We start from the raw sequence: 12921 nt of genomic DNA on the forward strand, positions 1-12921 counted from the left end.
AAGGTCGTTGGTTCAAATCCAGCTCCCGCAATAGCAATGGTCGCATGGTATAGTTGGTTATTACGCCCGCCTGTCACGCGGGAGATCACGGGTTCGAGTCCCGTTGTGACCGTTTTGGCTCAGTAGCTCAGTTGGTAGAGCAATGGATTGAAGCTCCATGTGTCGGCGGTTCGATTCCGTCCTGCGCCATAGATAGCAAAGCTATCGATTCAGAATATGCGAATGTAGTTCAATGGTAGAACGCTAGCCTTCCAAGCTCGATACGCGGGTTCGATTCCCGTCATTCGCTTTATATGGGCCTATAGCTCAGCTGGTTAGAGCGCACGCCTGATAAGCGTGAGGTCGATGGTTCGAGTCCATTTAGGCCCATGAATACTCTAATAAAGGGTATGAAGATTGGATTTTGGGGAAGTACTCAAGAGGCTGAAGAGGCGCCCCTGCTAAGGGTGTAGGTCGTGAAAGCGGCGCGAGGGTTCGAATCCCTCCTTCTCCGTAAGATCTGTTTAGTTTTTAAAATTTCTAATTAAATTTGTCCCGTTGGTCAAGTGGTTAAGACATCGCCCTTTCACGGCGGTATCACGAGTTCGAATCTCGTACGGGACATACTAAGTGAGAAGCTTAGTATTGTTTTTTGTGGAGGATTACCCAAGTCTGGCTGAAGGGAATGGTCTTGAAAACCATCAGGTCGTGAAAGCGGCGCGAGAGTTCGAATCTCTCATCCTCCTTATTAGTAATTACTAGTTAAGTTATTTGTATAAATATAATTTAATTAATAAGCATCGAATAAAAATCCAATTGAAAATGAAAAACATTTTCAATTGGATTTTTGGCTCTTTGTCAAATGGTACTGATAGACTAAATAATTAAATTAATTTATTAAGCAACTAATTCATAATTTGAATTAGTTATTTTTTTGTAATTTATCGCAAAATATGAATTTTTAAAGCTAATTAAAATACTCTTTAAAATAAGCTATCTTAAATTTTCAAAATTTCTAAAACCATATGCGATACGATCGATGACATTTGTGTTATTGTTTTCGATGAAATTGTTAAATTATAATTTTCGCTAATCTTTTGATAAATATATATAAAAAAGGTTGACTATTTTGTATATGATACTATAATTAATACTTGTAATGGCCTGTTGGTCAAGTGGTCAAGACGTCGCGTTCTCAGCGCGGAATCCTGAGTTCGATCCTCAGACAGGCTATAATGTTATATACCTAGTTAGTATAATGTAAAATATTAAATATGATTTACAAAGTAAAATGGTTGGGAAATTTATTTTTCCAGCCATTTTACTATTTTTTTAGATTATTTTGTATCAATTAAAAAATTTTTGATAAAATAATATTATGTAATTGAAACGAGGCAAAATAATGAAAGTAAAAGTATTAGTAGCTACACATAAAGCATACGCAATGCCAAAAGATAAAGAGTTATATGAACCAATTCAAGTTGGGAAAATCCTTCATCCAGAATTGAACTTAAAATGCATAGGTGATGATACAGGTGATAATATTTCTAATAAAAATCCTTCATATAATGAGTTAACAGCGTTATATTGGGCATGGAAAAATCTCACTGAATATGAGGCAATTGGTTTGGTGCATTATCGTCGATACTTATCTCTAAACCGAAAGAAAAGTTTGGTAACTATTTTAAATCAACAGCAAATTGAAACATTATTTCAAGAAGCAGATATTATTTTACCGAAAAAAAGACGATATTACATTGAATCAAACTATTCACACTATGCGCATGCGCATCACATAGAGCCCTTAGATCTTACAAGAGATATCTTGGCAAGCAAGTATCCGACGTATCTAGCCACATTTGATATTGTAATGAATAGGAAATCAGCGCACATGTTCAATATGTTTATTATGAAGAAAAATAAATTTGATCAATATGCAGAATGGCTCTTTGACATTCTTAATGATGTGGAAAAGCAAATCGATACTACTAATTGGTCTACTTATGAACAACGCGTATATGGGTTTATTAGTGAACGATTACTTGATGTATGGCTAGAAACAAATCATTATGCTTATAAAGAAGTGAATTATGTGCATATGGAAAAACAAAACTGGCCTAAAAAAATTGGAAGTTTTCTATGGCGAAAATTTAGAAAGCCAAGTAAAGAATTGGGAGCAAAATAATGGTGCTTAGCCAACTTAAAACGTATATCAATACATATCCCCAAATTAATTATGAAAACGTAGTTAATAGGTTAGTTAGTAGTGAATATATTAGTTTTGACATATTTGATACTTTATTAAAGCGTGATGTCAAGCATGTTCAGGACGTGTTCTTTTTTGTAGAAAAAAAATGGAATGAAAAAAATCCTAACAATCAAATTAAAAACTTTACAAAAAAACGTATTAATGCGGAAAAGAAAGCATATGAAAAGTATGGCAAGAGTACAACAATAGAAAATATTTATGAATTTTTAAATGTTGATACGGCAGTTAAAAATTTAGAAATGAAAATAGAATATGACTTGAATATTGCTAATCAACCATTTTTGGAAATATTTAAAGAATTAATTGCTTTAAAAAAGAAAGTATATCTTATTTCAGATATGTATTTACCAAAACAGGTAATAAAAAAAATGCTAGATAAAGCTGGCTTTATCGGCTATCAAGCGCTGTTTGTTTCTTGTGAAATGAGTAAGGATAAAATTAGTGGTGACTTATTTAAATACGTAATTAAACATGAGAATATAAACGTTAGAAATTTAATTCATGTAGGTGATTCATGGAAGGCTGATTGGTTGGGTGCTAAAAAAATAGGTCTTAAAACTTATCATATTCCTAAGTATGTGGTGAATATTAAAAAATATACTACTAAGAAGAGCTTACTTGATGATACTATAGATAGCTTCATAAATAATCGTATTGAAAATTATGAATATGATAAATATCAAAAATTTGGCTATCAAGTATTTGGACCAGTACTATTAGGATTTATACAATGGCTAAATGAAAGCTTAGATGAAAATAAAAAACTTTACTTCTTAGCACGTGATGGCTATATCGTAAAGTTAGCTTATGAATTATTATTTTCTAATCAAAATAGTGGTACATATCTTTATGGTTCAAGGCGTGCTTTTAAGGTTCCCTTATTGCAATATGCGCAAACATTAAAGGAAATTGCTGAAGTAATCAATTTACCTAGTACCTATACAGCTGATGAACTATTAGATGCAGTTGGGTTAGCTAAATATGAAATTAAACATCAATTGGGATCAATGGTTTATACAGAGTTTTATTTTGAAAATATTCCGGAATTGAAGCAATTAATACAAAATAATTTAGCATTAATTAAGAAAAATTCTAAACTAGAAGGTCATAATTTATTACAATATTTAAAACAAGTAGAATTTGAAGGTGAGATAAATATTGTTGATATTGGTTGGCGCGGTAGTATGCAAGCATACTTAGAAGAGTTTACTAAGTTGAATCAAGTGAATGTTAAGCTTCACGGTCTATATGTTGGTTTGACCGCGGATGCACAACAATATGGTATCAACGCACAAGGATATTGGTTTGATATGCTTAAAAATACAACGGATATTGATCTAGCAACACCATTTAAAGGTTTATTAGAATTTTTATTTTCGGCAAATCATGGAACTACTTTATATTTTGAAAATAAAACCTCTTTAGTTGAACCTAAATTAGCACCATATGAATACGATGGTACGCATAATTTAAAAATTCAAGGTGAATTATTAAACTCAATTCGAGGTGCTGCTTTGCAATTTATTAAAGATTTTAAAGAAAGTGGCCTAAATAATAATTTAATTATCGATGTTAAAACTGCATTTAATAGATTAGAGGACGTTGGATTAAAACCAACAATGGTCGACGTTAATTATTTAGGTGATTTTATCTTTGTTGATCAAAATATAAATGCCTTAGCTAAACCAAAAAGGTTAATCTACTATATGGTACATCCTAAGCGTTTAAAATATGATCTATTGGCTTCACGCTGGAAAATTGGTTTTATGAAACGTCTTGTAAAATGCCCAATTAATTATTATTATCTCTATAAAATGTTAAAATAGGAAGAATAAAATATGAATAGCATGCAGGAAGCTAATTTAAAATTGTTTCAAGAAATTATCATATTATGTGAACAGTATCAGATACCGTACATTCTATTGGGTGGAACCTTATTAGGTGCTGTTAGACATGCGGGATTCATTCCATGGGATGATGATATGGATATTGGCTTTACTAGGAAAAATTATGAAAAATTTTTAGATTGTGCCGAAAAATACTTTGAAAATACACATTATAATGTGCAAAGAGATGGCACCGATGCAATTCATTTTGGTTTTAGTAGAATTGTTAATACACACTTTAAAATAAAAGCAAAAGATCATTCTGCTAATAATTTGTTTATCGATATTTTTCCGTTAGATCAGTTACCGAATAAGCCAAAATTAGCGTTTAATAAATTTCGCTTTATAAATATTGCTATTAACAATCGCTGTAAAGTGGCACTACATCAATCTGTAAAAAGAGCTATAATTGCTAATTTGATTGGTTTAACAACGATGTTTTTGTCAGTTAAACAACTTAAAAAAATTAGATATAACCTAATGACAAAATATCAAGGCAATAATACGGATAAATATTATAATTTAGCATCACCATATCAATTTGGAACTGAATATTTTAACGGTAATGAATTAGAAAAGTTTAAAAATGCTCGTTTTGAAGAAGTACAAATAAAGATTCCAGTTGGAGCTAAATCTTTTTTAAAAAGATTATATGGTGAATGGCAAAAAGAACCATCATTAGCACAAAGAAGAACTCACTTGGAATAAAGTTAGGAGAAAATAAAAATTTATGAAAGTTATTCGAAATTACTTTATAAATTTAGGTTATCAATTATTAATATTAATGGCACCGCTACTGACAATTCCTTATGTATCAAGAGTTTTGGGACCTGAAAATGTAGGAATCAATGCATACACTAATTCAGTAATGACTTATTTATTAATTTTTGCTACATTTGGTTTAAATATGTATGGCACAAATAAAATTAAGCAAGAAACTAAAGCTGATAGAAGAGCTAAATTATTTTGGGAAATTGAGCTATTACAGGTTTTAATGGTTGTGATTGCCCTTTCGCTTTATATGATATTGACATCTTTTGCAGCCCGATTTAGACCATATTTTTGGGCTCAAGGTATTTCAATTTTAGCAGTTGCATTTGATATCTCATGGTATTTTACAGGGACCAATGAATATCGAAAAACATTGTTTAGAAATACCATAATTAGAGTTTTAGGAATTGTTTTTATTTTAGTATTAGTAAAAACAAGTAGTGATTTATTACTATATATTCTAGTTACTGCCTTAGCTGGTTTATTGGGTAATCTATCACTATGGCCAGCACTAAAAGATCATTTAGTTAAAATTAATATGGGAACATTAATATTTTTACCACATGTTAAGCCAGCCTTTTTGCTATTGTTGCCCACGGTAGCAAGTCAAATTTATTTAATGATTAATCGCACATTGTTAGGTAAGTTAGATGCAATTAGTGCTTCCGGTTATTTTGATTATGGTTCAAAGTTAGTTATGGTTTTGATAGCGATGGTAACAGCATTAGGCTATGTTATGTTACCGGTAGCATATAAAAGTGCAAAAAAAGGGAATGATGCACTATTGTATGAACAATTAAAAACAAGCATGGATATTACGACCAGTCTAGGTACTGGGTTAGCATTTGGAATTGCGGCAATTGCTAGTCAAATGTCAACATGGCTTTTAGGTAGTGGGTATGAACCGGTAACACCATTATTAATGATTATTGCACCGGCGGTGTTATTAATTGGTTGGAGTAATGTATTAGGCCAACAGTATATGATTTTAAAAAGGAAAACAACTGTATATACGGCTATTTTATGGGCTGGGGTAGTATTAAATATTAGTTTTGATTTTCTTTTAATTCCTTGGTTTGGATTAAACGGAGCAGCGATGGGATTGGTTATTTCGGAAATAATTATTGTAATATGGCAACTGGCAGTCTTACAAAAAGAGGTGGCCATTGGTGGCTTATTTGCTGAAATTTGGAAATATCTATTTTCGGGAGTCGTTATGTTTGGAATTGTTTTTTATTTAAATAATACTCAGTTTAAAAACGCGCATCATTTACTATTGCAAATAATTTTAGGGATTATTATTTATGGTGGATTGTTAATTTTCTTTGAAACTCCAATTGTCCGTAGAGCACGCCAAATCCTTAAGGATGCAATGATTGAACCAGAAATTAGAGCCTAATAATAAAGGAGCCAAGTATAATTGATAAAAATTACTAAAGTTAAACGACAGGCAAAAAAAACAAGATATAATTTATATGAAAAAAATGAAATATTTATCTGTGCCGTTGCAGAAACAACTTTAATTAAATTTAATCTATTTGTAGGTACAGAATTAACATCTGAGAAATTGGCAGAAATAATTACGAGTGATACCCAAGTAAGGGCCTATCAAAGTGCCTTAAATTATTTAAGTTATGCAATTAAATCTGAATATGAAATTAAAAAAAAATTATTGGATCTGGGATTTACAACTAATATAACTGATTCAGTGATTAATAAATTAAAAGATAAAAATTTATTGAATGATTTAGTTTATGCTAAGGAGTACGTTCGAACAAAAACTTTAATGGGGACTGATGGCCCAATTAAGTTAAGAAATGCTTTGATGAAAAAACAAATAGCAACAGTAGACATCGAAGATGCTTTGGCTAAATACCCAGTAGCAAAACAATTGGACAATGGGAAGGCATTGGTTGAAAAACTAAATTATCGATATCGAAAAGAGGCTGTATTAAAGAAACGGCAAAAAATTTATCAACAACTTATTATGAAAGGATATCCAGCCAATATTATTGATAAGTTATTAGTAATGATTGATCAGGACGAAAGTAATGCTGAACTGAATAATTTGCTAACACAAGCAAATAAATTATGGACACGTAATCAAAAATATGCCGATAATGAACGACGATTGAAAACAAAGCTAATGTTAGCTAATCGTGGCTTTAAATTTGATATGATTGAAGAAGTGTTAGATAAGTTAAATTAATTATAATTAGAAATAAAAATTATTTGCTTAGATAATTCACACAACTAAGTTTTTTGAGTGTATAATGAATAATGAAATTCGATGTTGATTCAGAAAGTTGGTTGGTTATGGTCAAGGAACGCGGACCGCGGGAGGGCGACTTTATTACCATCAAAAGCTATAAGCATGACGGGAGTTTACATCGAACTTGGCGTGATACCATGGTGCTTAAAACAAGTGAAAATGCAATAATTGGTGTTAATGACCATACTTTAGTTACAGAGGATGATGGTCGAAGATGGGTGACTCGTGAGCCAGCAATTGTTTATTTTCACAAGCATTATTGGTTCAACATTATCGCAATGATTCGAGATAATGGTGTTTCATATTACTGTAACTTGGCATCACCATTTGTTTTAGATAAAGAGGCTTTGAAATATATCGATTATGATTTGGATGTTAAAGTTTATCCAGATGGTGAAAAACGATTGTTGGATGTAGATGAATATGAAGCCCATGGTAATCAATGGCATTATTCTAAGGAAATTGATAAAATTTTAAAAGAAAATGTCAAAGTCTTAGTTGATTGGATTAATAACGGTAAAGGGCCTTTTTCAAAGGAGTATGTAGACCTTTGGTATAATAGATATCAAGAGTTGTCTCGTCGTGCAGACAGCTAAGTCGCTGTAGATATATAAAGGGCGGAAGACTGTAAAGTTTCCGTCTTTTATTTTTATTTAAATAAAGGATTATAAAATGAAAGAATATTTGACACTCCAAGAAATTCAAGCGCGAATGCTAGAAATAATCAAAGACATAGCAAAATTTGCGATTGAAAATAATCTTAAATTTGTTTTGACAGGAGGCTCAGCCTTAGGCGCAGTTAGACATCAAGGCTTTATTCCATGGGATGATGATGCAGATTTAGCATTACCTAGAGAGCAGTATGAATTTTTTTTAGCAAATTATCAACCTAAAATAAAAGATGTGGAACTACTATGGCATACTACTGATAGGGAATGGAATTATCCATATGCGCGAATTGCTGATACGCTGACAGCACCAGAAATAATTTATGCACAAGTTAAAAATGGTATTTTTGTGGATGTTTTCCCAATTGATCATATGAGTGATAATAAATTTATGCAAAAAGTCGAATACTATCAATTAAAAACAATTGATATTTTACGAAACATGGTGCGTAAGCAACATTGGAATCCGAATGAACCAGGTTTAAAAATTAAAAAATTAATTGCTCCAATTGCAAAATTAAAATCAGTTGGTTTTTATGCAAAATTAATGAACGCTAAAGCCTATCAGATTAATAAAAAGCACCAGTCTTCAAAAACAGCGGGATTGCTAACAGTTATTGGGGTAAATGGTATGCGCGAATTTGGCGTTGCTAAGTGGTATACAAGTACAATTTGGGTGCCTTTTTGTGATACTAAATTACCTATAGTTAAACAGTATGATGCGTATTTAACTAAAATGTATGGTGATTATTTACAAGAACCACCAGTTGAAAGTCGAAAACATCATTGGAATATTTATCGATTATAATAGTGTGTTATAATTATTGTTTGTGGTACAACTATTAATGTTAAAAAACAAGGAAATTTAAAAATGAAAAAAGTAATTACGTATGGAACATTTGATTTATTGCATAAAGGCCATATTAACCTTTTGAAACGAGCAAAAGCATTAGGAGATCATTTAACTGTGGTAGTTTCAACTGATGAATTTAATGCAATTAAAGGTAAAAAGGCCTATACACCATTTGTTGATCGTAAATATATCTTAGAAGCAATTCGCTATGTTGATGAGGTATTACCTGAAAACAATTGGGAACAAAAAATTGATGATGTTAAAAATAACAATATTGATACGTTTGTGATGGGTGATGATTGGCAAGGAAAGTTTGATTTTTTGGCCGATTACTGCGAGGTTGTTTACTTACCAAGAACAGAAGGTATTTCAACAACTAAAATCAAAAATGATTTAGGAATGAATAAATAAAGCACTAAGTATTACTAAATTAAATAATTTAGTAATACAATTAAGCAATTGTAATAAGTAACGGTGGTTATAAGATTTATTATCTAATTTTTGTAAGCATAAAAAGGGCCGGATTTTGCAAAATCCGGTCTTTTTTATGCTTTTTATCACAAATTTGATTGGCCGTTTGGTAGTTAATTGCAATTCAAAGGAAAACCATTTCAATTGATTAGCATAATTAAGATGAGTAATTATTTTTTAGGAAAGATTTAGCATAATGTGTTAAAAAGGGTAGTTAAAAAGTTAAAATAAGAAATGGTATGATAAAATAAATAGGAAATTTACTTTGGAGGAAAATTAGTTTGAAATTATCAATAATAGTTCCCTCGTATAATGAAGAAGAAACAATAATGCTTTTTTATGATGCACTTGAAGAAGTACATAAAAGTTTAACTGATATTGAATATGAATACTGGTTCATCGATGATGGATCAACCGATAAGACGCTTGAAATTTTAAATAATTTACATAATATAGATGAACATGTACATTATATTAGCTTTTCAAGAAATTTTGGGAAAGAAGCAGCCTTATATGCAGGGTTAGAGAATGCGACAGGTGACTTAATAACAGTGATGGATGCAGATTTACAAGATCCACCAACACTATTACCAGAGATGATTGCTGGAGTTAGATCAGGTGAGTGGGACTCAATTGGTACTAGACGAATTAGTCGCGATGGTGAGTCAAAAATTCGATCATTATTTGCTAAAACGTTTTATTGGCTGATTAATAAAATATCATCTGTAGAAATGGTTGATGGGGCTCGTGATTTTCGGGTGATGTCACGCCAAATGGTAACGGCAGTGTTAGCAATGCCTGAATATAACCGTTTTTCAAAAGGAATTTTTAGTTGGGTGGGCTTTAGAACTAAATATTTGGAATATAAAAATATTGAGCGTGTTGCGGGAAACACATCATGGTCATTTTGGCAATTATGTAAATATGCAATCGAAGGAATTGTTACTTTTTCAGAAATACCCTTAGTTATTGCATCATCATTAGGGGCATTCATGGCTATTTTTTCAGGTCTTTCATTATTAGTAGTTGTTTTACGGGCTTTAATTAATAATACGAGTGTTGCTGGTTGGCCATCAATGGTGGCAATCTTTTTATTTATTGGCGGAATTCAATTATTTGTATTGGGGATTATCGGACGCTATATTGGCAACATTTATCTTGAAGTAAAGAAACGGCCAATATATTTAGCAAAAGAGCGTGTTTGATAGACTAGTAAATTGATATAATAGTAAAAGAAATTTTATATTAATTGAAAAATAGTAACAGCTATTTGAAATTTAGCATGATTTAAAAGAAAAGGTAATACGATGACAAATCAAAAGAAATATGATTATTTAGTTGTTGGTGCAGGACCGTTTGGGGCAATCTTTGCACATGAAGCAGCGCGGTTAGGAAAACGTATTTTAGTTATTGAAAAGCGACCATTTATTGGCGGTAATTTACATACACATGAGCAATATGGTATCCATATTCATGATTTTGGAGCCCATATATTCCACACAGATAATAAGGAAGTTTGGCAATATATTAATCAGTTTGCTGAATTTAATAGTTATACTAATCAAGTTATTGCTAATTATAAAGGCGAATTGTATAATCTACCATTTAATATGAACACTTTTTATCAAATGTGGGGAGTAAAGACGCCCTTGGAAGCGCAACAAAAAATTGAACAACAAAAACAAGCAAGTGGTATTACCGGGACACCTAAAAATTTACAAGAACAAGCAATTTCATTGATAGGAACTGATATTTACGAAAAATTAATCAAAGGTTATACTGAAAAACAATGGGGTCGTTTAGCCACAGAATTGCCGGCGTTCATCATAAAAAGATTACCCGTTCGTTTTACATTTGATAATAATTATTTTGATCACCGATATCAAGGGGTACCAATTGGTGGTTATACCCAAATATTTGATAATTTACTAGCTAATGAATTAATTGATGTTCAACTTAATACTGACTTTTTGGCAAATAAAGTAAAATATTTAGCAGAATTCCCGAAAATCATTTATACAGGGATGATTGATCAATTTTATGATTACTCATATGGTGAACTAGAATATCGTTCATTAAAATTTGAAACTGAAGTTTTAAACATGGATAATTATCAAGGTAATGCTGTTATAAATTATACCGAGCGTAAAGTACCATATACCCGGGTGATGGAATGGAAACATTTTGAATTTGGCAAAGGGCAACAAGATAAGACCATTATTACACGTGAGTTTCCACAAAATTGGGATCGAACAAAGGAAGCATATTATCCAATTAATGATCAAAAAAATACGGAGCTTTATAAAAAATATCGCCAACAAGCACAAACTGATCAACAAATTTTATTTGGTGGTCGATTAGGAAAGTATCGCTATTATGACATGGACCAAGTAATTCATGATGTCCTATTAACTATAAAAAAAGAATTTAGCTTACCAGATAATTATCAGTTTGTCAGATAATATTTAAAGGCGAAAGCATGTTAATTTCAAACGTTATGCTATAATTAATTAGTTAGTAGACTAATTCTTTAGTGCTAATATAATTCAATAATAAAAGGATGGAATTAAAACATGGCGAAAAAAACTCACGTAGCCTTGCTATTTGGTGGTAATTCTTCAGAGCATGATGTTTCAAAGCGATCAGCTCATAATGTCTTCGATGCCCTAGATAAAGAAAAATATGAAATTAGTATTTTTATGTTTTCTAAAGATGGTATTTTATTAGGAAACCAACCTTCACAAAGAATTTTTGATGGTGAATCGGAGGAAGTTGTTGTTGCTGAAGAAATGGAAAAAATGGATTTGAGTAATCCATTAGCCCCAATTGCAGCTTTAAGTGAAGTTAGGGATATTGATATTTTTTGGCCGGTTATCCATGGTAATTTAGGTGAAGATGGAACGGTACAAGGGTTATTCAAGCTCTTAAACAAACCATTTATTGGAGCCCCTCAAACTGCTTCAGGAATGGCGTTTGATAAAGAACTAACAAAAAGAATTTTAAATCAAGCGGGCGTTAGAAATACTGAATATGTATTAGTAACACCTGAAAATAGAGCTAATTTTCCTTATGAACAAGTTGCTAAAAAGCTAGGTGAAGTATTATTTATTAAACCTGCTAAACAAGGATCATCTGTAGGAATGGCTAAGGTTAAAACAGCTAGTGAATATGATCAAGCATTAACTGAAGCACTCCGTTATGATTTTAAAGTTTTGGTAGAAAAAACAATTAAAAATCCACGTGAAATTGAAATTTCAATTTTAGGGAATGAAGAACCGAAAGCGTCGAAACTAGGGGAAGTTATTGTACCGTCAAATGATGAATTTTATGATTACAATAATAAATTTGTTGATGCTTCAGGCGTTGTTTTTGATTTACCAGCTGTGGTCGAACCGCAGTTAGCCCAAGAAATTACACAAATGTCATTAAAAGCATATGAAGCATTAGAACTAAAAGGGCTAACCAGAATTGACTTTTTAGTTGATGAAAATAATGTGCCTTACTTAGGGGAACCAAATACGTTACCAGGGATGACTAATATTTCATTATATCCACAGATGTGGGAAGTATCTGGTATCAGTTATTCTCAACTTTTAGATGAAATTATTAAGTATGGTTTTGCTGAATTTGATAGAAATTCAAAAATTAGTTATGCGTTCCAATCATTAGGTGAGGAGCATGTTGGGGAAAAACGGTATACACAAGATTAATAATTAAAGAGGGACTAGTAATAGTCCTTTTTTTTGTTATTA

At 31.5% G+C, this 12921-nt stretch carries 11 protein-coding genes and 8 tRNA genes; all 19 read left to right on the top strand.

The genetic code is table 11. The features are described 5' to 3' along the window. The first annotated feature begins 38 nt into the window (after positions 1 to 38). The 19 genes from JOC59_RS03460 (at position 39) to JOC59_RS03550 (ending at position 12879) form a co-directional block, all read left to right on the top strand. Positions 39 to 112, top strand: a tRNA-Asp gene (locus JOC59_RS03460). Positions 113 to 116: 4 nt separating this feature from the next. Next, a tRNA-Phe gene (locus JOC59_RS03465) sits at positions 117 to 189 on the top strand. A 29-nt stretch (positions 190 to 218) separates the two neighbouring features. After that, positions 219 to 289 (top strand) — tRNA-Gly (locus JOC59_RS03470). Positions 290 to 295: 6 nt separating this feature from the next. Next, a tRNA-Ile gene (locus JOC59_RS03475) sits at positions 296 to 369 on the top strand. A gap of 36 nt (positions 370 to 405) precedes the next feature. Further along, a tRNA-Ser gene (locus tag JOC59_RS03480) sits at positions 406 to 493 on the top strand. Positions 494 to 531: 38 nt separating this feature from the next. Then, positions 532 to 603, top strand: a tRNA-Glu gene (locus JOC59_RS03485). 32 nt (positions 604 to 635) lie between these two features. Continuing rightward, positions 636 to 725, top strand: a tRNA-Ser gene (locus JOC59_RS03490). 415 nt (positions 726 to 1140) lie between these two features. Further along, a tRNA-Glu gene (locus tag JOC59_RS03495) sits at positions 1141 to 1212 on the top strand. A gap of 169 nt (positions 1213 to 1381) precedes the next feature. Then, positions 1382 to 2164 (top strand): DUF4422 domain-containing protein, encoded by a 783-nt coding sequence (locus JOC59_RS03500; protein ID WP_205143413.1) that lies wholly within the window; start codon positions 1382 to 1384, stop codon positions 2162 to 2164. Beyond that, on the top strand, positions 2164 to 4074 hold the full coding sequence (locus JOC59_RS03505) for an HAD family hydrolase (RefSeq protein WP_205143414.1): 1911 nt from the start codon (positions 2164 to 2166) through the stop codon (positions 4072 to 4074). Before JOC59_RS03500 ends, JOC59_RS03505 begins: the two co-directional genes overlap by 1 nt. Before the next feature lie 12 nt (positions 4075 to 4086). Beyond that, entirely contained in the window at positions 4087 to 4842 is a 756-nt protein-coding gene (locus JOC59_RS03510) for a LicD family protein (RefSeq protein ID WP_205143415.1), read from the top strand. 22 nt (positions 4843 to 4864) lie between these two features. Then, on the top strand, positions 4865 to 6304 hold the full coding sequence (locus JOC59_RS03515; RefSeq protein WP_205143416.1) for an oligosaccharide flippase family protein: 1440 nt from the start codon (positions 4865 to 4867) through the stop codon (positions 6302 to 6304). Between the two features lie 21 nt (positions 6305 to 6325). Next, a complete protein-coding gene (locus JOC59_RS03520) occupies positions 6326 to 7114 on the top strand; it encodes a RecX family transcriptional regulator (protein WP_205143417.1) in 789 nt (262 codons plus the stop codon). Positions 7115 to 7221: 107 nt separating this feature from the next. Continuing rightward, positions 7222 to 7773: a nucleoside tri-diphosphate phosphatase gene (gene ntdP, locus JOC59_RS03525; protein WP_205143501.1), complete on the top strand. Its 552-nt coding sequence runs from the start codon at positions 7222 to 7224 to the stop codon at positions 7771 to 7773. Between the two features lie 76 nt (positions 7774 to 7849). Beyond that, positions 7850 to 8653 (top strand): LicD family protein, encoded by an 804-nt coding sequence (locus tag JOC59_RS03530; RefSeq protein WP_205143418.1) that lies wholly within the window; start codon positions 7850 to 7852, stop codon positions 8651 to 8653. 63 nt (positions 8654 to 8716) lie between these two features. Continuing rightward, positions 8717 to 9109, top strand: coding sequence for a glycerol-3-phosphate cytidylyltransferase (gene tagD, locus JOC59_RS03535; RefSeq protein WP_205143419.1), 393 nt, complete (start codon positions 8717 to 8719; stop codon positions 9107 to 9109). A 335-nt stretch (positions 9110 to 9444) separates the two neighbouring features. After that, positions 9445 to 10374, top strand: a complete 930-nt coding sequence (locus tag JOC59_RS03540; RefSeq protein ID WP_205143502.1) for a glycosyltransferase family 2 protein — start codon at positions 9445 to 9447, stop codon at positions 10372 to 10374. 102 nt (positions 10375 to 10476) lie between these two features. Continuing rightward, on the top strand, positions 10477 to 11631 hold the full coding sequence (gene glf, locus JOC59_RS03545) for a UDP-galactopyranose mutase (protein WP_205143420.1): 1155 nt from the start codon (positions 10477 to 10479) through the stop codon (positions 11629 to 11631). 111 nt (positions 11632 to 11742) lie between these two features. Then, on the top strand, positions 11743 to 12879 hold the full coding sequence (locus JOC59_RS03550; protein ID WP_205143421.1) for a D-alanine--D-alanine ligase family protein: 1137 nt from the start codon (positions 11743 to 11745) through the stop codon (positions 12877 to 12879). The last annotated feature ends 42 nt before the right edge of the window (positions 12880 to 12921 follow it).

The organism is Periweissella beninensis, from assembly GCF_016908275.1.
GTDB classification, from domain to species: Bacteria; Bacillota; Bacilli; order Lactobacillales; family Lactobacillaceae; genus Periweissella; species Periweissella beninensis.